We start from the raw sequence: 26,209 nt of genomic DNA on the forward strand, positions 1-26,209 counted from the left end.
AACAGGATTGGGTAAGTCGCGCCGCGCTTTCCTATACTTTATCTGAATCAACTTTTCAGGGATGAGTCATGAACGTACACAAGGGATTCTGGTGTGCCGGCGCGATGGTGCTGGCGATGAGCGGTCTGGGGCAGGTGGCGCAGGCAGGATCGGTGGAAGAGTCTGCCGATGTGCCCCAGGCTGACCGCGAGCTGGTCAACAAATGCCACGAAGCGGCCATGAACAGCAAGGACGGCGATACCTTTGAAAGTTCCCAGCTGCTGATGGATCAGCAAAACGCCGGGGATTACGAAGAGGGCGAGGAGCTGCTGCTTCACATCAATATGCTGGGCCACGGTACGACCATCTACAATGTCAGCTGCAACGTGGATGAGCAGGGCAACGTGACCTATGAGGAGTATCAGAAGGCCGGGACACCGGCAGGCTCCACGCGCTGACCCAGTTGATGCTGGAGTCAGTCATGTCAAAAAGGCCCTGTTCGGGGCCTTTCTGCTGTCAGGAGAGCATATGCCGGAGAGCACGTGATGCTGTCACTGTGTGAGGACACTGCCTTTACCATCGACACGCCCGTCGGCGTGATCAGTGATACGCACGGTCTGCTGCGCGATGAGGCGCTCAGGGCGGTCGAGGGCTGTGCGCTGATCCTGCATCTGGGCGATGTCGGTGACCCGGCCATTCTCGAGCGACTGGCCGAGCGAGCCCCCCTGATCGCGGTACGTGGCAATATCGATCGGGAAACGTGGTGCGAGGCGCTGCCGATGCGTCGCGATATCGTGGTCAACGGCTGGCGACTGCATCTGGTGCACGATATTGCCGACTTCAACCCGGATACGATGTGTGACGCCGTGCTGCACGGGCACTCCCACAAGCCGCGCCAGCAGTGGGTCGAGAAAGAATCGGGGGACAGGCGGCTTTATTTCAATCCGGGCAGTGCCGGCAAGCGTCGTTTCAGACTTCCGATCACTGCCGGCAGGCTGGGTGCCGGCGAGCACCGGCTGTGCAGCGGCGTGATGCATTTCGTGCTGGCGAGCTGATGCCCGGCGCTCGCCGGGCATCAGGGATCGGTCGTATGAGCGAATCGCGTTACATCGGCGGAACGGTACCGTCGAGCCCAACGATCACAATTTTCGCCTGCACGGGCGAGGCAGACAGATCACCGCCCACAAAGACGGCTTCGCCTTTCTTGATATCGTCCATGGTGGCTTTCTGAACGGCCACCACCGGCACATCCCGAGGCACCATGATCTGCTTTTGGCCGTCACCGTAATCCACGGTCAGCGTCATCATGCCCTGGTCGCCGCTGCCGGCTGTTGTATCGTTGTCGGCCTGGCTGACGGTGCCATTGGTCATGGTGGAGCCACCGCCGGCGCCGCCCATTTTACCGCTGTCGGCCTGGTTGACGGTGCCATTGGTCATGGTGGAACCACCGCCGGCGCCGCCCATTTTACCGCTGTCGGCCTGGCTGACGGTGCCGTTGGTCATGGTCGAGCCACCACCAGACCCACCCATCTTCCCGCCTGACGAACCGCTCTGGTCATGGCCGCGCGGGGTATCCCACGGATAGTCGCCCTCACCGGTGCCCTTCATGGATTCCGGAAAGACGACCACTTCCAGCGCTCTGGAGGGCTGGCCGTTTTCACCCGGCGCGTTGGCGGTGCCGATGAAGGTGCCTTCCTTGATCGCATCAAGGCTCGAGGGCGTGACGCCGGCCAGGCGGGTGTCATCACTCAGGCGCACCTCATGGGTCTGGCCGTCGCCGGTCGATTCGACGCTGAAGCCATGATCGCTGACGGCGGTGATGGTGCCGCGCAGGTGCTCGGGCGCCTTGCCTTGTTGATCGTTTGCCAGGGCCGTGCCTGCCGAGAGGGCACCCGCCAGCGCAACGGCCGAGGCCAGCAGGGTGGGGCGGGCGATGTTGAACAGATTCATGCATAACCTCCATGTCGGATGAAAGGCGGGTCGGCATCGTAACGCCGGCGTCCCGTGTGTCCTTCAGTTCAGCCTGGCATCAGCTTTTGTCAAACAGGAGAGAAAAAGACACGACCAAAGCATCAGGCGCTCGGGCTAGATGCCCGCATACCAGGTGTAACCGCGATCCTCCCAGTAGCCACCCTTGCCGCCTTGGATATCATCAAAATGCGCCACCAGTGTGATGCCCTTGAGATACTTGGCCATCTTGTAGCCGAGCTGTCGCTCCACCCGCAGGCGCAGCGGCGCGCCGTTGCCCACCGGCAGCGGTTCTCCGTTGAGCGAGTGCGCCAGCAGGGTCTGCGGATGAAAGGCCGCGACCATGTCGATGCTTTCGTAATAGTTGTGCTCGCCATCGAGCTGATCCATGCAGTGAAAGACCACATAGCGCGCCGAGGGTCGGACACCGGCCTGTTCCAGAATGTCGCCCAGTACCGGACCGGACCACTGGCCGATGGCGCTCCAGCCCTCCACGCAGTCATGGCGGGTAATCTGGGTGCGTGCCGGCATCGATCGGAGCGTGTCCAGCGAAAGCGCCAGTGGGGTATTGACCAGGCCGCCGACCGTGAGGCGCCAGTCGGCAAAATCGTTGGCGGCCAGATTTCGATACAGTGCGGTCTGTGGATCTACCGTGCCGTTGGGGCGAAAGACCGGCGAGATCATCGAGGCCGGGTATTCGACCGCCAGTGATTCACGCCCGGCCAGCAGCCGCTGCGCCTTCAGATTGAGCGTCTCGGCGCTGCCGAGCAGCGAGATAACGGCATCGTTTTCGGACAGCCGGTCGCAGCCGGCCAGACCCAGCGCGGCAGCTCCCAGCAGGGAGCGCTGCAGCAGGGTACGGCGCGTAAGGGTACGGCGCGTAAGGGTACGGCGAGTCAGGGAGATATCCGACGGCGGGCGACGACTCATGACGGGGACTCCGGCTCGGAAGATGATGATCGGCGAGGGACGCGTCCGGTGATCATGCCGCGCAGCTGGCGCAGCGGATGGGACAGCAGCACCATCGCTACGTGGACCACGGCAAACAGCACCAGTGAAAAGGCGGTGATGAAGTGAATCGAGCGGGCACTCTGGCGTCCGCCGAACAGATCCAGCAGCCAGGGGGCGGCGGCGTTGATGGTAGGAGACATGCACAGACCGGTCACGATCATCAGCGGCAGCGCCACAAACACCACGCTCAGATAGCTCAGCTTCTGCAGGCTGTTGTACTTGCCCGAGTGGGCATGAAAGCGCAGCTTCAGATGGTTGATGATATCCCGGCCCAGTCCGCGCCAGTCACGTCCGCTCAGCCAGAAGTTGCGCCGAAAGTGGCCGGTCCACAGGGCATACAGGGCAAAGAGCGCGCCGCTGATGGCAAACAGCCAGGCAAAGAAGAAGTGCCATACCCGGCCCATGCTCAGAAACTGATAGCTCGGCAGTGTCACCCAGGCGGGGAAACCGCGCACGCTCTCGCCTGAATAGCCCAGAACGCCGGTGGTGGTGAACTGCCACGGACCCAGGGCGGTGACGCCGTGGACACTGCCATCCGCGCCGCGCATGGCATACATCTCGAGCCAGGGCGCGTCGAAGTGGGAGGCGCTGCCCCAGTACAGCGCCGGATGAGCGTTGAAGATCTGCAGGCCGCTGAGCAGCAGGACGATCATGCACCAGAGATTGATCCAGTGCCAGGCGCGCACCGGGAGGCGGTGACGCAGCCGGCGTGAACGGCCGTGATCAGGTGTGTGTTCGGGCATACCCATACCCCGGAAGAAGTGGCGTACTGCAGTATGGGTCGACATCGACACGTTCAGCCAGTCGTGGCGGGCGGGCAGGAGGTAGTACGCCGCTTGAAAAAACCAACGCCGCCTGAAATGGCGGCGTTGTACAACAGTGATGCCCGCTTGAGCGGGTGCACTCGAAAACTATTGGCTCGGGTCGCCGGCGCGCCAGGCCATTGATGACACAAACGAGGACGAGCCGCTGATCAGGGCTTCGGTGACACCGCACTCGGCGCACCAGGTCTGGCTTTTCGCCTGGCCCAGGCGAGCGTTGGTGGTACGAATCGACTGACTATCGTTATCGATGTAGATGCACTCAAGCGGCGTATCGCGCGGCGGCGCCTGCTCGGTCATCAGGGTATAGCCGCCTTCGCGGACGACGTTGCGATAATCGCTGGAAATACCTGCCATGGTTCTACTCCTTGAAACATGTCCTGGGTGCTACAGACCGACTCGCCTTCAATGGCAATAACGGCTATTACTTATACAATCATTCTACGCAAGCGTACGCCATAACATACGTTGTGCCATGGACAACTCGCCATTGGTCATAGAACAACGCGCTACTGGTCAAGGATAGCGGGCCCTGCGTGCACCGCGCGCATAATCGTCTATATTTTTATCCAGTATCGACACGCCCGTTCACGGAGAGAACCGCATGACGAATCGCACGGAAGACCCGAGTCATAACGATCAGGCCAGTAACCTCGAAAAGGACCCCAACGACTGGGCCACCGGCGACGAAAGCATGACCGGTGCGCAGGCCTCCTATCTGCGTACGCTGTGCGAGGAAGCCGGCGTCGATTTTGACGAGAACCTCAGCAAGGCCGATGCCTCTAAAATGATCGACGAGCTTCAGCACAGGACCGGGCGCGGCGAAGACCACTGATCCTGTTGCCATATCATCAAGGGTATTTGAAACATCAAGGCGCCTGCGGGCGCTTTTTTCGTGCCCGCCCGATTCCCTGACGCGCTCGTGCTAAAGTCGTAGGGCTGGCGTATGATTGATGGGTGGCCGGGGCAACGGCCCGGCCCCTTCAACAATCCAGAACAATGAGCTTCGAGTCCGCCGTGTCCCTACTTGCCCGTCTCAATATCGACAAGTTCCTTCTCTATCTTGTCTGCACCGTCGTACTGGCCTCGCTACTGCCGATTTCAGGCCGCTACGCCGAGTGGTTCTCCATTGCCACCACCATCGCCATCGGTCTGCTGTTTTTCCTGCATGGCGCGCGGCTGTCGCCCAGAACGGTCGTGCAGGGCATGACCCACTGGCGTCTGCATCTGGTGATCTTTCTGACCACCTTTGCGCTCTTTCCGCTGCTGGGACTGGCCATCGGGCTGCTGTCCCCGGCGTTGCTGTCCCCGGCGCTTTATACCGGTATCCTGTTTTTATGCGTGCTGCCCTCGACCGTGCAGTCCTCGATTGCCTTTACCTCGATCGGCGGCGGTAACGTGGCCGCGGCGATCTGCTCGGCCACGGCGTCCAACATTCTGGGCATGTTCATCACGCCGATACTTCTGGGACTGGTGCTCAGCGTCAACGCCGATGCCGGTACCGGCCCGTCGCTGGGGGCGATCGGCAATATCCTCATGCAGCTGCTGGCGCCCTTTTTGCTGGGCCAGCTCCTGCAGCCCTGGATCGGGCAGTGGGTGCGCGAGCACAAGGCGCCGCTGGCGATCGTCGATCGCGGCTCGATTCTGATGGTGGTCTATCTGGCCTTCAGCGAAGCGATCGTCGGCGGGTTGTGGCAGCAGGTCGACGGGGTCAGCATCGCGACCATGATCGTGGTGGACTGCGTGCTGCTGGCGGTGGTACTGCTGATCACGCGCACCGTCAGCCGGCTGATGGGCTTTGCCCGAGAGGATGAGGTCGCCATCGTCTTCTGCGGCTCCAAGAAGACGCTGGCCTCGGGCGTGCCGATGGCCAACGTGCTGTTTCCGGCCGCACAGGTCGGCAGTGCGCTGCTACCCTTGATGCTGTTTCACCAGATACAGCTGTTTGTGTGCGCCATGCTGGCGCGACGCTATGCCACGCGCCGTGCGGCGATCGCCGAGGCCCGAACGTCGTCTTCGAGTGCCTGAATGGCGCTCGCATGTGAGACTGTTTGATCACTGACCATCGATCCAGGGAGAGAGCACGTGAATAAAAGCGTTTTCATTACCGGTGCGACATCAGGATTTGGCCGTGCTGCCGCCCGCCGCTTTGCCGAGGCCGGTTTTTCGCTGGTGCTGACCGGTCGCCGTCGTGAGCGCCTGGAGGAGTTGAAAAGCGAGCTTTCGGGCAAGGTGGCCGTGCATGTCATCGAGCTGGATGTGCGCGATGAAGCCGCGGTGAAAAAGGCCGTGGATGAACTGCCAGACGAATTTGCTTCTGTCCATGTCCTGCTCAATAACGCCGGTCTTGCCTTGGCGCCGGAGCCGGCCCAGGATGTGGCGCTGGAGGACTGGCACACCATGATCGACACCAACGTGAAGGGGCTGGTCAACGTCACCCACGCGCTGCTGCCGACCCTGATCGAGCTCGGTGCCGGCACCAGCATCATCAATGTGGGCTCCACCGCCGGCAAGTGGCCCTACAAGGGCAGCCACGTCTATGGCGCCACCAAGGCGTTTGTCGAGCAGTTCAGCTATAACCTGCGCTGTGACCTGCACGGCACGGGCGTGCGGGTGACCGATATCGCCCCCGGCATGGCCGAGACCGAATTTACTCTGGTGCGCACGAAAGGCGATCAGGCGGCCTCCGATCAGCTCTACGGCAATACCACGCCGATGACGGCCGAGGACATCGCCGAGCAGATGTTCTACGTCGCCACGCTGCCCGCACATCTCAACATCAACTTCCTTGAGATTCAGCCCGTGCGTCAGGTCTGGGCCGGAATGGCAGTGGATCGCGACGAATAAGCAAACCGCGATGACACCATGAACGCGACGCGCCGGTCACTGGACCGGCGCTGTCGTATCAGGGCTTGCCAGGTATGGGCATCAGGCACGCCCGGTGCTCGATTCGTAGTGTTCATCAATGATCTGCCCGTCGGAGAGGGTAGGCAGCTCTCCCTCCCGGGCCGGCGCCTCGTCATCGCTCATGCGGGTCACCCGAAAGCCGATCAGGGCGTAGAGCGTGGCTATCCCCAGGTTGATCAGATTGAAAAAGGCAAACGGTGCGTAACTCAGCGTGGCCACGCCGAGCGTTGCTGCCATGTAGGCGCCACAGCTGTTCCACGGGATCAGCGGTGAGGTGATCGTGCCGGAGTCTTCCAGCGCCCGCGACAGATTGACCGGCTTGAGCCGGCGACGCTGAAATTCGGCCTTGTAGATGCGCCCGGGCAGTACCACCGAAAGATACTGATCGCCGGTGATGATGTTGGTGGCAAGTCCGGTCGCCAGCGTCGAGATGATTAATGATGAGGTGCTGCGCGCCACGCGCAAAAGGCCACTGACCGCCCGCTCCAGCAACCCCAGCCGCTCGATGACGCCGCCAAAGGTCATCGCCGAGAGAATCAGCCAGACCGTGATCAGCATGCTGTCCATGCCGCCGTTGGTCAAAAGCGCATCGATCGCATCATTGCCGGTATGGGCGCTGTAGCCGTCGTAGAGCGCAATCCAGCTGCCTTTCAAAAGCGCCATGGCGTATCCCAGCGAGGGTGTGTCGGCAAGACCCACTATCGCCTCGCGCTGAAAGATCAGGGCAAACACCACCCCCAGCATGGCGCCGATGAAGATGGTGGGAAACGCCGGCATCTGCTTCCACGCCATCACCAGCAGTGCCAGCAGCGGCAGCAGCAACCAGCCGCTCAGGGTAAAGTGATCGCTCAGGGTCTGCTGAATATCGAGGATGCGCTCGGGCGTGGCTGCCTGTTCCGGCCCGCCCAGTCCCAGCGCCAGAAAGAGAATCAGCGCCAGAATGAGACTGGGCGTGGTGGTCCAGAGCATGTGGCGAATATGGGCAAAGAGCTCCGCCTCGGCCGAGGCGGGCGCAAGGTTGGTGGTGTCAGAGAGCGGCGACATCTTGTCACCGAAATAGCCGCCGGAAATGATGGCGCCGGCCGTGATGGCACTCGAAAGCCCGAGCCCGTTGGCAATGCCGATCAACCCGATGCCGATGGTGCCGGCTACCGTCCAGGAACTGCCCACCGAGACCGAGACCAGCGCGCACAGCAGGCAGGCGGTAGCGTAAAAGTAATGGGGCGATAAAATCTCGAGCCCGTAGTAGATCATCGTGGGCACCACGCCGCCCATCGTCCAGGTGCCGATCATGGCGCCCACCGACAGCAGAATCAGAATTGCCCCCAGCGAGAGGTGAATGCCGCGGTTGATGCCTTCCTCGATGGCCTGCCACTGGTGACCGTTTTTCAGGCCCACCACGGCGGCCAGCATGGCGCCCAGGATCAGCGCGATCTGGGTCGGACCGCTGGAGGCGTCGGCGCCAAAGAGCGTCACGCTCAGGGCCAGCATGATGATCACGGCGACGATGGGAAAAAGTGCATCCAGCATGCCGGGCGGACGAGGCGTCCCGGCAGGATGCGTGGGGGAGGGTGTAGAAGCCATTGCCTTTCTCGTTGCTGCCAGACCAGAACACGCCCCCACCGAAGCCTCGATGGGGGCGCGATCACAATGGGCGCGGATTATTCCAGAATCGCGAGCGTTTGTCCGCGATCACGCCTCATTGACCGGCCGCGTTGCCCCGACCGAGGGTCGGGGCAGCGTCACGCTAGTCCACCATCGGCAGCAGGGCCGTGAGGCTTTCACGGGCATCGCCGTAGAACATCCGGCTGTTCTCCTTGTAAAACAGCGGATTCTCGATGCCGGAATAGCCGGTGCCCTGACCGCGCTTGGAAATGAACACCTGCTTGGCTTCCCAGACCTTGAGTACCGGCATGCCGGCGATCGGGCTGTTGGGATCTTCCTGCGCGGCCGGATTGACGATGTCGTTGGAGCCGATGACGATCACCACGTCGGTCGAGGCGAAATCGTCGTTGATCTCGTCCATCTCCAGCACGATGTCGTAGGGCACACGGGCTTCGGCCAGCAGTACGTTCATGTGGCCCGGCAGACGTCCGGCGACCGGGTGAATGGCAAAGCGCACCTCCTTGCCGGCCGCGCGCAGCTTGCGCACCAGATCGCTGACGGCGGTCTGCGCCTGAGCCACCGCCATGCCGTAGCCCGGCACGATGATGACGCTGTCGGCATCATTCAGAGCACTTGCCACCCCATTGGCATCGATGGCGATCTGCTCGCCTTCGATCTCCGCCGCCGGGCCCTGGGTGCCGCCAAAGCCACCAAGGATGACGTTGACGAAGTTGCGGTTCATCGCCTTGCACATGATGTAGGAGAGAATCGCCCCCGAGGAGCCCACCAGCGCGCCGGTCACGATCAAAAGATCATTGGAGAGCGTGAAGCCGATGGCCGCCGCCGCCCAGCCGGAGTAGCTGTTGAGCATCGAGACCACGACCGGCATGTCGGCACCGCCAATGCCCATGATCAGGTGATAGCCGATGAAAAACGCCAGGGCGGCCAGCACCAGCAGCGTCCAGAAGCCGGCGCCGTTGAGATAGAGGATGGCCAGCAGCAGAGAAAGCACGGCAGCGCCGGCGTTGAGCCAATGGCCACCGGGGAACTGACGCGGTTTGCCATCCACCTTGCCGGCCAGCTTGCCAAAGGCGATCACCGAACCGGTAAACGTCACCGCACCGATGAAGATGCCCAGCACCACCTCGACCTGCAGAAACGCCAGCTCATCCGGCGCCTTGTGCGCCACCAGGGCGGCAAACGCCGAGAAGTCCTGCATGACGCCATCGGCGGCGCGGGCGGCCAGCACCCGGCGACGCTCCAGATCGGCACTCCAGGCCACAAAGACGGCCGCCAGACCCACGAAGCTGTGCAGCGCCGCTACCAGCTGAGGCATTTCGGTCATCTCGACTCGACGTGCCAGGCGGGCGCCGATCACCGCGCCGATGATGATCATCGGAATCATCAGCCAGTAGCCGCCGATACCGGGGCCGAAGGCGGTGAAAAAGACGGCCACGGCCATGCCGATAATGCCGTACCAGACAGCGCGCTTGGCCTTTTCCTGATTGCTCAGACCGCCCAGTGACAGGATAAAAAGAACACTTGCCGCGATCGCCGCGGCCGCTACGAATCCTTGACTCAACATGTTGTTTTCCGGCCGCTCAGGATTTTTGGAACATGGCGAGCATCCGGCGTGTCACCAGGAAGCCACCCACGATATTGATGGTCGCGATCAGCACCGAAATCGCTGCCAGAATGCTGACGATCACGCTGCCGGAACCGATCTGCAGCACCGCCCCCAGCACGATGATGCCGGAGATCGCATTGGTGACCGCCATCAGCGGCGTATGCAGCGAGTGACTGACCTTCCAGATCACCTGGAAGCCGATGAAGCAGGCCAGCACGAAGACGATGAAATGCTGCATGAACGACGCTGGTGCGACCTCACCGAGCAGCAGCATCAATGCACCGCCGATGGCCAGCATGCCCACCTGGCGTTTGGTCTGCGACTTGAACGTGGCGGCATCAGACGCGCGCTTTTCTTCTGCGGTGGGCTCCTTCTCCTTCGGTTTGGGGCTGGATGCCCCGATCGCCTTCACCTTCGGCGGCGGTGGCGGGAAGGTGATCTCGCCCTGATGGGTGACGGTCGCACCGCGAATCACGTCATCGTCCATGTTGTGATTGATCACGCCATCCTTCTCCGGCGTCAGATCGGTCAGCATGTGGCGAATGTTGGTGGCGTACAAAAGCGAGGACTGGGTCGCCATGCGCGAGGGATAGTCGGTATAGCCAACCACGATCACGCCGTTATCACTCACCACGCGCTCGTCGGCGCGGGTCAGATCGCAGTTGCCGCCCTTCTCGGCGGCGAGATCGATGACCACCGAGCCGGGCTTCATCAACGCGACCATGTCCTCGAGCCACAGCTTCGGCGCGGGCCTGCCGGGAATCAGCGCGGTGGTAATGACGATGTCGACGTCCGCGGCCTGCTCGCGGAAGCACTCGAGCTGCTTTTCACGGAACTCGGGGCTCGAGGGTGCGGCGTAGCCACCGCTTTCCGAGCCGTCCTGGTCGTTGTCGAAATCGAGAAACAGGAATTCGGCCCCCATCGACTCGATCTGCTCGGAGACTTCCGGGCGCACGTCAAAGGCGCGCACCACAGCACCCAGGCTCGTGGCGGTGCCGATGGCGGCAAGGCCTGCCACGCCGGCGCCGATGACCAGCACCTTGGCCGGTGGCACCTTGCCTGCGGCGGTGACCTGACCGGTAAAGAAGCGGCCAAAGTTGTTGCCTGCCTCGATCACCGCACGGTAGCCGGCGATATTGGCCATGGAGGAGAGCGCATCCATCTTCTGCGCCCGCGAGATGCGCGGCACCATGTCCATGGCAATGACGGTGGCCCCCGTCGCCTGACACTTTTTCAGCATGGCCTCGTTCTGGGCGGGCCAGAAAAACGAGATCAGGGTCTGGCCCTTGTGCAGGCGCTCGGCCTCCGACTCGGAAGGCTCGCGTACCTTGATGACCACCTCGGCATCGCGCCAGAGCGTGGCGGCATCATCCACCACGCTGACGCCGGCCTCGCGATAGGCCTCATCGGCAAAGCCGGCACCGATGCCCGCGCCGGTTTCCACCAGGCACTCATGTCCCAGCTTCTGCAGCTGCTTCGCGCTCTCCGGGGTCAGCGCGACCCGCGCCTCGCCCCGAGCGCTTTCCTTTGGTGCGCCTATCTTCACTCGTGTTCTCCCCTGATGATGACGCCGGGCCACGCACTTTCATTATCGGCGTTGATAAAGGGCCCGCCTGTCGTGACAGCAGATCGCGTGACAGCGACCGCCCCCCTGCTCAAACCGATTAGGCTCGCATGGCAATTACCAAAAAGCCGTTCGACCTTTGGTTAATAAACGAAGGGCGAGTCGTCGAGTGAACAATCGACGTCGTTTCCACGGCAGGAATGACGCGTTGACGGCACAGAGGACCGGGTCGGGGCGGCATCTGTCACGTGCAAAGGGCAGAACGGCACAGGTAGGGCTGCTGAATAAAAAGACTGCTGAATGGACAGGGCGGCGTCATGGACAGGACGGCGGCAGGGAGAAGATGGCGATAACGAAAGGACGTTGGAAAGCGGGCGTCCCGCCCGGACATCAATATCCGGACGGGCGGTGCAGAGATACAGGCGGCGTGTCTATTCCAGGTAGGTGTAGCCCTCAAGGCCGGCTTCAAGCTCTTCGAGAAACATTTCGCGCTCGCGGCCCGAGATATCGCTGCGCAGCAGCTGGCGCTGGAAGCGACTGCGCAGGCGATCCGGATCGAAGTTCACGTAGCGCAGCACGTTGGCGACGCTATCACCGACGATGGGCGTGCCCAGCTGCCACTCGCCATTGTCGTTCAGGCTGACGTCGATGGAGTCGGTATCGCCGAACAGGTTGTGCAGATCGCCCAGAATCTCCTGATAGGCGCCGACCAGAAACAGCCCCAGCAGGCGCTCCTCGCCGGCCTTCCACTCCGGTAGCGGCAGGGTGCTCTCCACGCCCTGGCCGTCGACGTAGCGTTCGATGCGCCCGTCGCTGTCGCAGGTGATGTCCTGAATCACACCACGGCGGGTCGGCGGCTGATCCAGATTGGACAGCGGCAGCACCGGGAAGATCTGATCGATGCCCCAGACGTCGGGCAGGGACTGGAACAGCGAGAAGTTGACGAACAGCTTGTCGGCCAGCTTTTCATCAAGTTCGTCGAGAATCTCGCGATGGGCCCGGTTGCGACCGTCGAGTCGGACGCGCAGACGCTTGCAGGCGGCGGTGAAGATCGCCTCGGCCTCGGCGCGAATCGCCAGGCTGGCGCTGCCCAGCACGAAGCGATCCTGAACGTCGACCATGGCCTGATACAGATCGTGGTAGTACTCGACCAGCAGACGCGGCTCGGCCGGTTCGGCCAGCCAGTCCCAGGTCTGCCACAGCACGTCAAGATGGGTGTCGCCGTCGTGATGGCCGCGCTCGGGCAGACTGACCTCGTGGCGCTCCTCATCGATCACGTTGGTGATCAGCACCGCATGGTGGGCGGTCAGCGCCCGGCCTGACTCGGAAATGATGTCCGGATGTGGCAGGTCCATGCTCTGGCACAGCTGCGAGAAGGCGCCGACCACGTTGTTGGCGTATTCGGCCATGGAGTAGTTGGTCGAGCAGTAGCTGCGCGAGCGGGTGCCTTCATAGTCCACGCCCAGGCCGCCACCGACATCCACCACGGCGACCGGGGCGCCGACGTCGCGCAGGCTCTTGTAGAACTGGGTGCATTCGCGCAGGCCGCGCTGGATGTCACGAATGTTGGCGATCTGCGAGCCGAGATGGAAATGCACCAGCTGCAGGGAGTCCAGCCGGCCACGCGCGCGCAGATGATCGACCACGTGCTGAATCTGGCGAGCGGTCAGACCGAACTTGGACTTGTCGCCGCCGGTGCTCTCCCAGTTGCCCTTGCCGACCGAGGAGAGTCGCGCGCGAACGCCGATACGCGGCATGACGCCAAGGCGTTCGGCCTCCTCCATGATCAGCTCCAGCTCGGCCTGCTTTTCCACCACCAGAAAGACGCGGTGGCCGAGTTTTTCGCCCATCAGCGCCAGGCGTACGTATTCGCGGTCCTTGTAGCCGTTGCAGACGATCGTCGAGGTAGTCTCCGAAGAGAGCGCCAGTACGGCAAGCAGCTCCGGCTTGCTGCCGGCTTCCAGCCCCACCCGGCCACGGCCGCGTTCGGGCGTGGCCAGAAGCTCTTCCACCACGCGGCGCTGCTGGTTGACCTTGATCGGATAGACCGCCGTATAGCGGCCCTCGTACTCGAGCTCGTCGATGGCCATGTCAAAGGCCTGACACAGCTGCTCGACCCGGTCATGAAGAATATCGGTAAAGCGCACCAGCGTCGGCAGACGCAGTCCGGCCTCCTGCAGCTTCTGCACCAGCCCCTTCAGGGGCAGGGAGGGGCTTTGCTGGCTGTCGGCGTCGCCAAACGGGCGCACCACGGCCAGACCGTCTTCGCTGACATCAAAGTAGCCGCTCCCCCACTGATCGATATTATAGGTGCGGCGGGCTTCGGACTGGGCGTGAGTATGGGCGGTGACGGGTGACGCGTTGGACATGGGCAGGCTCCGGTCAGCAGTGGCCGCAAACGACATCCTGTGGGTCAGACAGGGTAGTCATACGGGACAGGGGCAGCCAGTGCTGCCCGGCGCGCATTCTAACGCCTTTGTCCTGCCAGGGGCAGATGGGCGGGGTAGAGGATATCAGTATGCTCTGACGGATATCGGGCGTATCCGGCCGGGGATGAAGACGATACCGGCGGGTGCCGGTATCGCAGGGCCGGACTCAGGGCAGCGCGGCCGGGGGATGGTCGATGCGCGCCTTCAGAATCTGTCGATACTGGGCCGGGTCCTTGGGCGTCAGGGCATGAGCGGGCGGATCGACATAAACCACCAGCAGCCGGGAGAGCCAGTAGCGCAGGGCGGTCAGTGCCAGCATGGCAGGCCAGACCCGGCGCTCCTGATCGGTGAAGAGGCGCTCGCGGGCGTAGGCCTCGATAATGGCGTCGTAGCGCGCCTTGATCAGCAGGCCCTGCTCGTCGCTGCACCAGTCGTTGATCACGATGGCCAGATCAAACAGCAGATCGCCGGTGCAGCCGTTGTAGAAATCGATCACGCCGCCGAGCTGATCGCCTTCGTAAAGGGTGTTGTCACGAAAGAGGTCGCCATGCAGGGCGCCCTGGGGCAGTACGACGTCCCGCAGGCGGCAGTCGAGCGTGTCGATGCTGTCACGGATCAGGCGCTGGTCATCGCTGCCCAGATAGCTCATGACCCGGGAGTGAACGGCGTGTATCCAGCGCAGATCGCGCGGATTGGGGCGGCTGCCCTGAAACCCCTGAGAGATATGGTGCATCCGGCCCAGCACGTCACCGATGGCACGGCACTGGGCGATGCTCGGCGCTTCCGGGTGGCTGCCGGGCATGCGGGGGAACAGCAGCGCCGGGCGACCGGCCAGCTGCTGAAGGGCCACGCCGCGCTGGTCAAACAGCGGTCCCGGCACCGGCAGCTGATGCTGATCCAGCCAGGCCAGAAGATCGACGAAAAAGGGCAGCTCTTCCTGCTCACCCTGTTCAAACAGGGTGAGTATCAGCGCCTGCCGATCGGTCGTGACGAGAAAGGTGCTGTTTTCGGTGCCGCCCGCCACGCCCTCGAGCGTCTGCAGGGTGCCGACATCGTAACCTTCCAGAAAATGAGCGACCTGTTCATCGCTCAAGGGAGTAAAAACCGCCATGTTGCTCCTGGCGCGCTGTGGAGGCGCTCACCGTGCTGGGTAACAAACGCCGCGTCCCGGCGTCGGGACGGCGACCATGAGATGTCCAGGGTTCGATCGCGGATCGTCCCGCGCCCTGGCAGACATCGCGCAGCGCGGAAGTCTATCACCGAAATGCCATATTCTGCCTGCAATGGTGACAGGCGTTTCTTCAGGTCGACTCCCGGGTCCATGCCGGCGGCACGATCTCGGTATCCGCGCTCTGGCGGCGGAAGTTGCCGTCGCCGTCACCGTCCAGCAGCACCCGGCGCTGGCCGTTGTCGATGATTTCGATGGCATAAAGCCTGCCGTCAACGCGATATTCTCGTACGGTGCGCTCGCCGTCCTGTCGGGTCGTGATCTCGCCCTGCGAGGCGGCCAGCGCCGCGGTAGACATGACACCTGGCGCCAGCAGTGCGATCAGCACCAGGGCCGGCAGCATTCGTCCAGTCACCATGATGACCTCCAGTAAGGGGTGTCCTGAGTGTTGCATAGTGTAAAGCCCACGAGGGCAAATAGCAGCCTTCCGACGTTGCGGTCGGGACGATGCTGTCAACACTGACGGCGCCGCAAGGCTTGCGTATCATGAGGCCATATTCGAGTCATTTGCTGGAGCTTCCATGGCCGCTGCCCCGATCGTCCTTGTGGACGGTTCTGCCTACCTGTACCGCGCCTTTCATGCCCTGCCGCCCCTGTCGACCTCGACCGGCGAGCCGACCGGTGCCGTGCGCGGCGTCGTCTCCATGCTCAAAAGCCTCATCCGTCAGTATCCCGAAAGTCCCATGGCGGTGGTCTTTGATGCGAAGGGCAAGACCTTTCGCGATGAGCTCTTTGAACAGTACAAGGCTCATCGCCCGCCGATGCCCGATGAACTGCGCGCCCAGGTCGCGCCGCTGCACGAGTGCGTGCGGGCGCTTGGCCTGCCGCTTTTGTGCATCGAGGGCGTCGAGGCTGATGATGTGATCGGGACGCTGGCGCGCATGGCCACCGAGGCCGGACGCGATGCGATCATCTCGACCGGCGACAAGGACATGGCACAGCTGGTCAATGAACACATCACCATGGTCAACACCATGAAGGATGAAACGCTGGATGTGGCCGGTGTCGAAGAGAAGTTCGGTATTCCGCCGCATCTGATCATCGACTATCTGGCCCTGATGGGCGACAGCGTCGACAACATCCCTGGCGTGCCGGGGGTCGGGCAGAAGACCGCACTGGCGCTTCTGACCGGCATGGGCGGTGGGCTCGACACCATTTATGGTGATCTCGAACGGGTGAAGACGCTGACCTTTCGCGGCGCTAAATCGATGCCCAAAAAGCTCGAGGACAATCGCGAACAGGCCTTTCTCTCCTACAGGCTTGCCACCATTCGTACCGACTGCGAGCTGCCGGTCGGTCTGGATGGACTGGACATTGCTCACCCCGATCGCGAGGCCCTGCTGTCGCTCTATCAGCGCCTGGAGTTCAAGGGTTGGCTCAACGAGCTGCTGGAAGGCGGCAGTACCGGCGAGCCTTCTCCCGACGTGCCGGCCGGCGAAGGCGATCTCGACAGCGGCGATGCCACTGAAGACACCTCGGCCATGACGAGCGAGCAGCGCGACTATCGCGCCGTATTCGAGCAGGACGATTTCGATCACTGGATCGAGCGGTTAAAACGAAGCGACGCCTTCTGCTTCGATCTGGAAACCACCAGCCTCAACTATATGGACGCCGAGATCGTCGGTATCGGTCTTGGTATCACGCCGGGTGAGGCGGTTTATGTGCCGGTGGCGCACGACTATCTCGATGCGCCGGATCAACTGGATCGCAACGCTGTGCTGGCGGCGCTCAAGCCGCTATTGGAAGACGCTTCGATCGGCAAGATCGGCCAGAACCTGAAATACGATATCGAGGTGCTGGCGCGCTATGACATTGGCGTGGAAGGGGCGCTGATGGACACCATGCTTGAATCCTACGTGCTCAACTCCACCGCCACGCGTCATGACATGGATTCGCTGGCCCAGGCCTATCTGGGGCATCGCACCATCTCGTTCGAGGAGATTGCCGGCAAGGGGGCCAAACAGCTGACCTTCAATCAGGTCGCGCTTGAGCAGGCGGTGGAATATGCCTGCGAGGACATTGATGTCACCCTGCGCCTGCATGCTCATCTGCGCCCGCGACTGGCGCAGGAGGGGCGTCTGGCCGAAGTCATCGACACGCTCGAGCTGCCGCTGATTGCCGTGCTGACACGCATGGAGCGCACCGGCGTGGCAGTGGATACCCGGCTTCTGGGCGAGCAGAGCCGATCACTGGGTGAGCGCATGACCGAGCTTGAGCGAGATGCGTTCGAACTGGCCGGGCGCGAGTTCAATCTTGGTTCTCCCAAGCAGCTCGGCGAGATTCTGTTCGAGGAGCAGAAGATTCCGGTTATCAAGAAAACCCCCAAGGGGGCGCCGTCGACGGCCGAAGCCGTGCTCGAAGAGCTGGCACTGGATTATCCGCTGCCGAAGGTCATCATGGAGCATCGCGGGCTATCCAAGCTCAAGTCGACCTACACCGACAAACTGCCGCAACTGATCAACGCCACGACCGGGCGTATTCATACCAGCTACCATCAGGCCGTCACGGCAACCGGGCGGTTGTCGTCCAGCGATCCCAATCTGCAGAACATTCCGATTCGAAGCGACATTGGCCGCCGTATTCGTACCGCCTTCGTGGCCACGCCCGGCTATCAGCTGGTCGCTGCGGACTACTCGCAGATCGAGCTGCGCATCATGGCGCATCTTTCCGGTGACGAGAGTCTGCTCACGGCCTTTACCGAGGACCGCGACATTCATACCGCGACCGCCGCCGAAGTCTTTGGCACTTCGCTTGAAAAGGTCACAAGTGATCAGCGCCGCAGCGCCAAGGCGATCAACTTCGGACTGATCTACGGCATGAGCGCCTGGGGGCTGGCGCGTCAGCTGCGGGTCGAGCAGCGCGATGCCAAAACCTGGATCGAGCGCTACTTTGATCGCTACCCGGGTGTGGCGCGCTACATGGAGCGCATTCGCGCCGAGGCGGCCGAGAAGGGGTACGTTGAAACCGTGTTCGGGCGGCGGTTGTATGTGCCTGAAATCAGCTCGCGCAATCATGCCCGTCGTCAGGCGGCCGAGCGTACCGCCATCAACGCGCCGATGCAGGGCACGGCAGCCGATATCATCAAACGCGCCATGATCGATGTGGATACCTGGCTGCGTAGCGGTGAATTTGACGCCAAAATGGTCATGCAGGTGCATGACGAACTGATCTTTGAGGTGCGTCGTGAACAGGTCGAGGCCTTCAAGGCCGAGGTGGTCACGCGCATGCAGGGGGCCGGCCAGCTCGACGTGTCGCTGATTGTCGAGGCCGGCCACGGTGACAACTGGGAAGAGGCGCACTGATGCCGGATTCGGCAGGGAGTCCCACATGATGATCAGACAGGCCATGGCCGCGACACTGCTCGCGGCGGGTCTGGCCGGATGCACCGGTCAGGGGGCGTCGCCTCAGGAGGCCTCCGACAGTGACGCCGTGCTTGAGCAGGCCTCGCTCAGTTTTGACGGCCATCGGGTCAGCGGCAGCGGTGGCTGCAACCGGATATCTGGTCCGGCACACGTCGACAACGGCCGGCTGATCGTCGGGCATCTGGCCTCGACCCGCATGGCCTGCCCCGGGCAGCAAAACGGCGATCAGGCCCTGATCGATTTTCTGGAAAGCGAGCCGCGTCTGATTCAGGGCGATAACGATGTGTGGCGCCTTGAAGGCGAGTCGCAGCAGATGGTCATCGAACGGGTACCCATGCAGTAGGGCGCCCGCATGGATCAGCCCATCGGCGCCGTATCTTCGGCGGCGCCGTCTTCAAGCATGTGGCTCAGATCGAGCTGAATGTAGGTTTCGTCGAACTGCGCTTCGCGATAAAGGCGGTCGTAATCGAGGATTTCCAGCATGCGGCGCTGCTTTTTGACCATGCCGTCACGGGCCAGCTCGCCGAGCATGCGGCTGACGTGCACGCTGGTCAGTCCCAGCAGGCTCGCCATGAGCTTCTGATTCATGGGGAATTCAAAGCGCTGGTCCATGTCGGGGCTGGTGTGCTTCAACCGCAGATACATTTCGATGATGAAGTGGGCGATCTTCATCCGGGCGCTGCAGTGCATGAGGCTTGCCACGCGCTCGGTCATCAGCGCCTGGTCGCGCGAGGCGGTGGCAAAAAACGCTGCCGACAGCGCCCGCGACTGCTGACAGGCGTCCAGAATATAGCGATAGGGAAAGGCGCAGACGGTGCCATCGGTCATCATGCGGACATCGGTCAGATGGCGGCCGAAGGTAAAGTCGCGCAGCCCGATGATATCGCCCGGGGTAAAGATCTCGACAACCTTCATCTCGCCCATCAGCGAGATCTTGTAGGCGTAGGCCCAGCCTTCCTGCAGCGTATAGAGGGTCTGCGTGCGTTCGCGAAAATGCCACAGGCTCTCGTGGCGCCTGACGGCTCTGGCGTCGTTTTCCAGATGCCCCAGTATTGCCTTCTCATGGTCGCTGAGTGAAATCAGATTGCTGAAGTTTTCAACGATACAGCCATGCCCCATCGTTATCTCCCGCGGTGTCGGCCCTCGTGTGAATGGTGCTCTACCAGCGCCGCCTCTCGCCATCACGAGAGAAACGGGCTTATTGTTATGAGCCTGCCCGGTCATTAGGGTGTATTTATTAGCATTTCTAATTTCAGAGCGTACCCTGAGCATGGCGCATGTCACCGGGCTTCACCACTTTCGAGGTGCCAGGGTGCGATGAAATGATCACCTGGGCGCAATTTTAGCCGCCGACGGACAGGGACAATCGTCGCACGCTCTGCCAGACTGGCCTGCCACCCCATTGGCGTGGCACATTCGCCGGTCGACAGCATGCTGTCCATCCCCGTGCGGGGCATCATGGCGCGCAGGCAGGTACAAACCGCGCGTCGTAGTTCAATGACTGCTGGAGTAGTAAAAGGCAATGACCAGACAACAGATTGGTGTCATGGGAATGGCAGTAATGGGGCGCAATCTGGCGCTCAACATCGAAAGCCGTGGCTATACGGTGTCGATCTATAACCGTTCCTCTGAGAAAACCGACGAAGTGCTGGCGGAAAATCCCGACAGCAAGCTGGTCCCGTTTTACGATATCGAGACGTTCGTCGCGTCTCTGGAAAAGCCGCGCCGCATCCTTTTGATGGTCGCGGCCGGTGAGGCTACCGACCGGACCATCGAGTCGCTGAAGCCGTATCTGGACCAGGGCGATATCCTGATCGACGGGGGCAACACCTACTACCCGGATACCATTCGTCGTAACCGCGAGCTTTCCGAGGCGGGTCTGAACTTTATCGGCACCGGCGTTTCCGGTGGTGAAGAGGGCGCGCTCAAGGGGCCCTCGATCATGCCCAGCGGCCAGCGTGAAGCCTATGACATGGTGGCGCCGATTCTTGAAAAGATCGCCGCGCGCGCCGAAGACGGTGAGCCCTGCGTCAACTATGTCGGGCCCGACGGTGCCGGTCACTACGTCAAGATGGTGCACAACGGCATCGAATACGGCGACATGCAGCTCATCAGCGAAGCCTACGCCATCCTCAAGGACGGTCTGGGACTCTCCAACGACGAGCTGGCCGATGTCTTCTCCGAGTGGAACGAGGGCGAGCTCGACAGCTACCTGATCGACATCACTGCCCGCATCTTCAGAAAGCGTGACGAGAGCGGCGAGTACGTGGTCGACACGATTCTCGACTCGGCCGGCCAGAAGGGCACCGGCAAATGGACCAGCAAGAGCGCGCTGGATCTGGGTGTGCCGCTGCCGCTGATCACCGAATCCGTCTTTGCCCGCTTTATCTCCTCTCTCAAGGAAGAGCGCGTGGCGGCATCGAAGGTTCTCAAGGGGCCGGCCGACAAGCCCTTTGAAGGCGATCGCGCCGAGTTCATCGAGAAGGTGCGTCAGGCCCTTTATTTCAGCAAGATCGCCTCCTACGCCCAGGGCTTTGCCCAGATGCGTTCGGCAAGCGACCACTACGACTGGAACCTCGACTACGGCCAGGTGGCCAAGCTCTTCCGCGCCGGCTGCATCATCCGTGCCCGTTTCCTGCAGAAGATCACCGATGCCTACCAAGAGACGCCGGATCTGTCGAATCTCCTGATGGCGCCGTACTTCTCCGACATCGCCGATCGCTACCAGCAGTCGCTGCGCGACGTGATCAGCCATGCGGTGCAAAACGGCATTCCGGTCCCGACTTTCTCGTCTGCCGTGGCCTACTACGACAGCTATCGCGCCGAGAAGCTGCCGGCCAATCTGGTTCAGGCCCAGCGTGACTTCTTCGGTGCCCACACTTACAAGCGCCTTGATCGCGACGGCGTATTTCACACCGAGTGGCTCGAAAAGTAAGCGTCGCCGCCATTTGATGCACCAAAACCCCGCGCCCGGCGCGGGGTTTTTTCGTATCGGGCCTCGGGATGGCGCCGCCAGAGCTGTTGCCGTTCTGTCGATGGGAACTGGCATGCTTATTGCTGGCTGAAGATAACGATTCATCTTCAGGGAGCCATGCCATGAGCAGTTCTACCGTTGCGACCTCTACCGTGGCCTCAAGGGCCCTTGCCGCGCGCTGGTATCAGCTGATAGCGGCCGTGGTATGCATGATGGCCATTTCGAGCCCGCAGTATGTCTGGACCCTGTTTACCGGGCCGCTGACCGAGCGTCTGGACGTGCCGCTGTCTCGACTCCAGATCACCTTTTCGCTGCTGATCGTGTTGCAAACCTTCCTTGCGCCGCTGCAGGGCTTTCTGGTGGACCGCTTTGGCGTGCGTCGGCTGGTGGCTGTCGGTGCCCTGGCAACCGGGGTCAGCTGGGTGCTGGCGGCGCAGACCACCACGCTTGCCGGGCTGTATCTGACCTACGGCGTGCTGGGCGGACTGGGCACGGGAATCGTCTACATCGGCACGGTAGGGCTGATGGTGCGCTGGTTTCCGGATCGACGTGGATTGGCCGTGGGCGCGGTGGCGGCCGGCTACGGTTTCGGGGCCATGCTGACCACGCTACCGATCAGCGTACGCCTTGATGGCACCGGGCTTGAAGCCACGTTGACCCTTTTTGGTATCGGCATTGCGCTTGTCGGCATGAGTGCTGCGATGTGTCTGAAAATGCCGCCGGCCGAGCTGGCAGGCCGGCGCCCGGCCTCGAAGGTGCAGACCGCCAGATCCCCGCAGACCCGTCCGGCACAGATGCTTAAACATCCGATCTTCTGGCTAATGTTTGTGATGTTCACGATGATGTCGACCTCGGGGCTCATGGTGATCTCTCAGATGTCGAGCTTTGCCGCCGATTTTGGCGTGGCCGGCGTGACTGTCATGGGCATGGCCGCCGTGCCGCTGGCACTGACGCTTGATCGCGTCTGCAACGGCGTGACCCGTCCGCTGTTTGGCTGGATCTCTGATCGCTGGGGGCGTGAGAACACCATGGCGCTGGCCTTCATTCTTGAAGGGGTCGCCATGATGGTCTGGCTGGCCACCAGCAGTAACCCGGTACTGTTTGTACTGCTGTCGGGCATTGTCTTTCTGGGCTGGGGCGAAATCTTTTCGCTGTTTCCGGCCACGCTGACCGATACCTTTGGCACTCGCCATGCCACCACCAATTATGGTTTTCTCTACATGGCTCAGGGGATTGGCTCGATCATTGGCGGGCCGGCGGCGGCACTGTTATATGAAACGAGCGGCAGCTGGCTGCCGGTGTTCTCGGTTGCCATCAGCTTTGATATTGCTACCGGTCTGGTGGCGCTGATGCTGCTCAAACCCCTGCGTCAACGCTGGCTGTCTGCGACCTCTCCAGTGCGCCAGCCATAATGCTTCAGCGCTTCGATCAACGCCATGCCGCCACCGGGCAGGGTGGCGGTATCACGCACTATCACACTGCGTTCGCGTACCGCCCAGGGGGCGTCGATATGCACCAGCGCCAGCGTCATGAGCTGGCGGTGACGCAGTGCGGCGGATTCGGGAATGACGCCAATGCCGACGTTTGATGCCACCAGCCGACAGATTGCCTCGAAGCTGGCGACCTGCACCCGCAGCTTCAACTGTGCGCCAACGCCCTGAAACCGGCGGGTCAGAAACTGCATGAGGCTGCTGGTATCCGGCAGGCCCACGTGAAAATCCTCCACCATGTCCTCCAGTACCACGCTCTGGCGCTGCGCCAGCGGATGATCGGGCGCGGTAATCAATACCAGCCGGTCGGTGCTGAAGTGATAGCGTTCAAGCTCGAGAGTGCTGACCGGCCCGGCCACGATCCCCATGTCGGCGCTGCCCTGCTCCACGCCGCGGATGACCTCATGATTGAGGCGCTCGCGCAGGTCGATGGTCAGATGCGGCCGTGCGGCCAGGAAATTACCCAGCACGGCGGGCATCAGTTCGGTGACGGCGGTGGTGTTGGCCAGAATGCGCAGGTGGCCGGTGTGGTCATCGTCGCCGGCCATGTCCTGCATGAGGTGATCGATCTGGCGCAGCATGCGCCGGGCATGGGTCAGAAGTCGCTGGCCGGCCCGGGTCAGCTCCATGCCGCGCGCGCTTCGGTAAAACAGCCGCTTGCCCAGGCGCGCCTCGAGCTGCTGAATACGGGCGCTGGCGGCAGCCGTGGAGAGGCAGGCGCGGCGGGCGCCCTGGGTCAGACTGGGCGCCTCGGCCACGTGCACGAAAAGGCGCAGATCGGTCAGGTCAAAGGACATGGCATTGGCCGGAGCAGAATCGCCGGTCAGGCCGGCATGACAGGGCGTTCGGCTGAGACTAACGCAGGGTCAGGCAAAGTCCAATTCTCCAGAAGCGCGAAAACAGGCAGGCTCAGACTCTCTACAGGGAGAGGCGTTACCATGACGGAGGCTGCCATTACACACGTTGCCGGACCGCTGGAAGGTACGAAGGTCATCAGTCTGGAACATGCCATTGCCGCGCCGTTCTGCTCGCGCCAGCTGGCGGATCTGGGCGCAGAGGTGATCAAGATCGAGCGCCCCGGCACGGGGGATTTTGCCCGCCACTATGACCGCCGCACTCGCGGACTGGCCTCTCACTTTGTCTGGACCAACCGCGGCAAGAAAAGCCTGACGCTGGATGTGAAGGCTGACGAGGGCGCCGACGTTCTGTTTGAGCTGTTAAACGATGCCGACGTTTTGATCCAGAATCTGAGTCCGGGGGCGAGTGCGCGGCTGGGGCTGTCGTTCGAGGCGCTTCACGAGCGCTTTCCGCGTCTGATTGTCTGCGATATTTCCGGCTATGGCAGTGACGGCCCCTACACGACCAAAAAGGCCTACGACCTGCTGATCCAGAGCGAGGCGGGGCTGGTATCGCAGACCGGAACAAGGGACACGCCGGTCAAGGCCGGCATATCGATCGCCGATATCGCCGCCGGCATGTACGCCTACAGCAATATTCTCGCTGCGCTGCTGCTGCGAGGGCGTACCGGGGAGGGTAGTCATATCGATGTCTCGATGCTCGAGGCGACCGTGGAGTGGATGGGCTATCCGCTCTATTACGCCTTCGAGGGCGCCGAGCCGCCGCCGCGTGCCGGCGCGTCGCATTCGACCATCTACCCCTACGGCCCCTTTCCCGCCGGTGACGGCCAGTCCGTGATGCTGGGGCTGCAGAACGAGCGCGAATGGCAGGTGTTCTGCCGCGAGGTGCTCAGGCGGCCGGCGCTGATGGATGACGTGCGCTTTGCCACCAATGCCGATCGCAGCGAGGCGCGACAGGCGCTGGATGGCGTCATCAATGACGTCTTCTCGACGCTGTCGGCAGATGAGGTTGTGGCCCGGCTGGATCAGGCCGGCATCGCCAATGCCCATGTCAACGACATGGCCGGCGTGTGGGCCCATCCGCAGCTGGCCGCCCGGCAGCGTTTTCGTGAGGTGGCCTCGCCCGTAGGGCCGCTGCCGGCGCTGCTGCCGCCCGGTCAGGGCCGGGCGTTTGATACCATCATGGGCGCCATACCGGCGCTGGGTGAACATACCCGAGAGATCCTGATCTCACTGGGACACGACGAGACAACCATCGCCGACTGGCGAGACAGGGGAGTGGTGTAGATGACAGCTTCAAACGATGCGGTAAGCCGTATCAGGACGGCGCGTTCGACGCTTTTCGTTCCTGCGACCCGGCCCGACCGCATCGCGAAGGCGCTGACCAGCGAGGCGGATCTGGTGATTGTGGATCTGGAGGACGCGGTGGCGCCTGAGGACAAGGCGGCAGCGCGAGAGGCGCTGGAGCAGTGTCTGGATGAGATGCCGCAGGCCTCGCTGTGCGTGCGCATCAATGCCCCCGGCAGCGAGCATTTCGATGCCGATCTGGACCTGTGCGCCCGGCTGGCGGGCGTGACGGCGCTCATGGTATCCAAGGCCGAATTCGCCACGCCGCTCAAGCAGGCCGCCGCGCTCGGTCGTCCCCTGTGGCCGCTGATCGAAAGCGCCGCCGGGCTTGACTGGATCAACGAGCTGGCGGCCGTGGAGGGCGTCGAGCGGCTGAGTTTCGGTGCGCTGGATCTGGCGCTGGATCTGGCGCTGGAAAGCGGCACGCCCGGGGCGGAAGCCATATTGGATCAGGCGCGCTATCAGCTGGTGCTGCACTCGCGTCTGGCCGGGCTGGCCCCGCCGATGGCCGGCGTATCACCCGTGCTCGACGATGACGCGTTGCTCCATGACATGGCGCTGCGGGCCCGTCAGATGGGCTTTGGTGGCATGCTCTGCATTCATCCGTGCCAGCTTGGTCCGGTGCATCGCGTCTTTACCCCTGATGCCGAGCAGCTGGCGTGGGCGCAGAAAATTGTCACGGCGGCCCAGACTCAGGGCGGCGCCTTTCGCGTCGACGGAGAGATGGTGGATGCCCCGGTGATCGAGCGCGCCCGGCGGCTGCTGGCACGCGCCGACCGGCCATCACGGGGCACCGGGGCCTGATGGGTCGGTCACCTGCTGGCAGGCCCTTTGGGTCAGTCTGCTGCCTTCAGGCCGGGTTCGATGGTCTGCGGCGCTTTTTCAGTGTCATACCCGTGGCGGCCAGCCGGGCGATGGTTGCGGCCAGCCAAGGCGGCATGCAGTAGAGAAACACTCCCAGCGATAGATAGACCAGCGGCGTGGTCATGGGGGCGCTGGCGGAAAGGCAGAAGATTCGGCCGCGAAAGTACCTCAGCCCT

24 protein-coding genes are annotated in these 26,209 nt (G+C 62.5%); 11 read left to right on the forward strand and 13 right to left on the reverse strand.

Features of this window, described 5'->3' with window-relative positions:
* Positions 1-68: 68 nt before the first annotated feature.
* Positions 69-437, forward strand: a complete 369-nt coding sequence (locus BM079_RS12330; protein ID WP_090134539.1) for a hypothetical protein — start codon at positions 69-71, stop codon at positions 435-437.
* Between the two features lie 87 nt (positions 438-524).
* Positions 525-1,034, forward strand: coding sequence for a metallophosphoesterase family protein (locus tag BM079_RS12335; RefSeq protein WP_090134542.1), 510 nt, complete (start codon positions 525-527; stop codon positions 1,032-1,034).
* Between the two features lie 49 nt (positions 1,035-1,083).
* On the opposite strand, the gene BM079_RS12340 is transcribed toward BM079_RS12335, so the two are convergent.
* The 4 genes from BM079_RS12340 to BM079_RS12355 form a co-directional block, all read right to left on the reverse strand.
* Entirely contained in the window at positions 1,084-1,929 is an 846-nt protein-coding gene (locus BM079_RS12340) for a hypothetical protein (protein ID WP_090134544.1), read from the reverse strand.
* Positions 1,930-2,064: 135 nt separating this feature from the next.
* On the reverse strand, positions 2,065-2,877 hold the full coding sequence (locus BM079_RS12345) for a molybdopterin-binding protein (protein ID WP_090134546.1): 813 nt from the start codon (positions 2,875-2,877) through the stop codon (positions 2,065-2,067).
* A complete protein-coding gene (locus tag BM079_RS12350; protein WP_245743028.1) occupies positions 2,874-3,701 on the reverse strand; it encodes a cytochrome b/b6 domain-containing protein in 828 nt (275 codons plus the stop codon). Before BM079_RS12350 ends, BM079_RS12345 begins: the two co-directional genes overlap by 4 nt.
* Before the next feature lie 168 nt (positions 3,702-3,869).
* Positions 3,870-4,136 (reverse strand): hypothetical protein, encoded by a 267-nt coding sequence (locus BM079_RS12355; RefSeq protein WP_090134551.1) that lies wholly within the window; start codon positions 4,134-4,136, stop codon positions 3,870-3,872.
* Between the two features lie 247 nt (positions 4,137-4,383).
* Here BM079_RS12355 and BM079_RS12360 point away from each other — a divergent pair, with 247 nt between their 5' ends.
* The 3 genes from BM079_RS12360 (at position 4,384) to BM079_RS12370 (ending at position 6,626) form a co-directional block, all read left to right on the forward strand.
* Positions 4,384-4,614 (forward strand): DUF3072 domain-containing protein, encoded by a 231-nt coding sequence (locus BM079_RS12360; RefSeq protein ID WP_090134554.1) that lies wholly within the window; start codon positions 4,384-4,386, stop codon positions 4,612-4,614.
* Positions 4,615-4,796: 182 nt separating this feature from the next.
* Positions 4,797-5,807 carry a bile acid:sodium symporter family protein gene (locus BM079_RS12365; RefSeq protein ID WP_217639689.1) on the forward strand — a complete coding sequence of 337 codons (1,011 nt, stop codon included), beginning with the start codon at positions 4,797-4,799 and terminating at the stop codon, positions 5,805-5,807.
* A 57-nt stretch (positions 5,808-5,864) separates the two neighbouring features.
* On the forward strand, positions 5,865-6,626 hold the full coding sequence (locus tag BM079_RS12370) for an SDR family NAD(P)-dependent oxidoreductase (protein WP_090134558.1): 762 nt from the start codon (positions 5,865-5,867) through the stop codon (positions 6,624-6,626).
* Between the two features lie 81 nt (positions 6,627-6,707).
* Here the strand turns inward: BM079_RS12370 and nhaC are convergent, their stop codons facing one another.
* The 6 genes from nhaC to BM079_RS12400 form a co-directional block, all read right to left on the reverse strand.
* On the reverse strand, positions 6,708-8,270 hold the full coding sequence (gene nhaC, locus BM079_RS12375) for a Na+/H+ antiporter NhaC (protein ID WP_090134561.1): 1,563 nt from the start codon (positions 8,268-8,270) through the stop codon (positions 6,708-6,710).
* Between the two features lie 163 nt (positions 8,271-8,433).
* Entirely contained in the window at positions 8,434-9,876 is a 1,443-nt protein-coding gene (locus BM079_RS12380; RefSeq protein ID WP_090134564.1) for an NAD(P)(+) transhydrogenase (Re/Si-specific) subunit beta, read from the reverse strand.
* A 16-nt stretch (positions 9,877-9,892) separates the two neighbouring features.
* Positions 9,893-11,464, reverse strand: a complete 1,572-nt coding sequence (locus BM079_RS12385) for a Re/Si-specific NAD(P)(+) transhydrogenase subunit alpha (RefSeq protein WP_090134566.1) — start codon at positions 11,462-11,464, stop codon at positions 9,893-9,895.
* 449 nt (positions 11,465-11,913) lie between these two features.
* Positions 11,914-13,851, reverse strand: coding sequence for a biosynthetic arginine decarboxylase (gene speA / locus BM079_RS12390; protein WP_090134568.1), 1,938 nt, complete (start codon positions 13,849-13,851; stop codon positions 11,914-11,916).
* A gap of 226 nt (positions 13,852-14,077) precedes the next feature.
* Positions 14,078-15,022, reverse strand: coding sequence for a homoserine kinase (locus BM079_RS12395; RefSeq protein ID WP_090134570.1), 945 nt, complete (start codon positions 15,020-15,022; stop codon positions 14,078-14,080).
* Positions 15,023-15,212: 190 nt separating this feature from the next.
* On the reverse strand, positions 15,213-15,497 hold the full coding sequence (locus BM079_RS12400; protein ID WP_090134572.1) for a DUF2782 domain-containing protein: 285 nt from the start codon (positions 15,495-15,497) through the stop codon (positions 15,213-15,215).
* Positions 15,498-15,660: 163 nt separating this feature from the next.
* Between BM079_RS12400 and polA the strand changes: the two genes are divergently transcribed.
* Positions 15,661-18,441, forward strand: coding sequence for a DNA polymerase I (gene polA, locus BM079_RS12405; protein WP_090134574.1), 2,781 nt, complete (start codon positions 15,661-15,663; stop codon positions 18,439-18,441).
* Between the two features lie 25 nt (positions 18,442-18,466).
* Complete coding sequence (locus BM079_RS12410; protein ID WP_090134576.1) at positions 18,467-18,844, forward strand: META domain-containing protein; 378 nt, start codon at positions 18,467-18,469, stop codon at positions 18,842-18,844.
* A 14-nt stretch (positions 18,845-18,858) separates the two neighbouring features.
* Here the strand turns inward: BM079_RS12410 and BM079_RS12415 are convergent, their stop codons facing one another.
* Positions 18,859-19,620: a Crp/Fnr family transcriptional regulator gene (locus BM079_RS12415; protein ID WP_175489686.1), complete on the reverse strand. Its 762-nt coding sequence runs from the start codon at positions 19,618-19,620 to the stop codon at positions 18,859-18,861.
* 403 nt (positions 19,621-20,023) lie between these two features.
* Between BM079_RS12415 and gndA the strand changes: the two genes are divergently transcribed.
* On the forward strand, positions 20,024-21,436 hold the full coding sequence (gene gndA / locus BM079_RS12420; protein WP_090134580.1) for an NADP-dependent phosphogluconate dehydrogenase: 1,413 nt from the start codon (positions 20,024-20,026) through the stop codon (positions 21,434-21,436).
* A 161-nt stretch (positions 21,437-21,597) separates the two neighbouring features.
* Positions 21,598-22,887: an oxalate/formate MFS antiporter gene (gene oxlT, locus BM079_RS12425; RefSeq protein WP_090134582.1), complete on the forward strand. Its 1,290-nt coding sequence runs from the start codon at positions 21,598-21,600 to the stop codon at positions 22,885-22,887.
* On the opposite strand, the gene BM079_RS12430 is transcribed toward oxlT, so the two are convergent.
* Entirely contained in the window at positions 22,845-23,762 is a 918-nt protein-coding gene (locus BM079_RS12430) for a LysR family transcriptional regulator (RefSeq protein WP_090134585.1), read from the reverse strand. The two genes, oxlT and BM079_RS12430, sit on opposite strands and share 43 nt — an antisense overlap.
* Positions 23,763-23,903: 141 nt before the next feature.
* Here BM079_RS12430 and BM079_RS12435 point away from each other — a divergent pair, with 141 nt between their 5' ends.
* Positions 23,904-25,109, forward strand: a complete 1,206-nt coding sequence (locus tag BM079_RS12435; protein ID WP_090134588.1) for a CaiB/BaiF CoA transferase family protein — start codon at positions 23,904-23,906, stop codon at positions 25,107-25,109.
* The gene (locus tag BM079_RS12440; RefSeq protein ID WP_090134590.1) at positions 25,110-25,973 is read left to right on the forward strand and encodes an HpcH/HpaI aldolase/citrate lyase family protein; all 864 of its coding nucleotides are present in this window, start codon (positions 25,110-25,112) and stop codon (positions 25,971-25,973) included.
* 46 nt (positions 25,974-26,019) lie between these two features.
* Here BM079_RS12440 and BM079_RS16740 read toward each other — a convergent pair whose 3' ends face one another.
* On the reverse strand, positions 26,020-26,157 hold the full coding sequence (locus tag BM079_RS16740; protein WP_175489687.1) for a hypothetical protein: 138 nt from the start codon (positions 26,155-26,157) through the stop codon (positions 26,020-26,022).
* Between the last annotated feature and the right edge of the window lie 52 nt (positions 26,158-26,209).

Origin of the sequence: Kushneria avicenniae (genome assembly GCF_900112585.1) — a bacterium.
In the GTDB taxonomy this organism is placed as follows: Bacteria; Pseudomonadota; Gammaproteobacteria; order Pseudomonadales; family Halomonadaceae; genus Kushneria; species Kushneria avicenniae.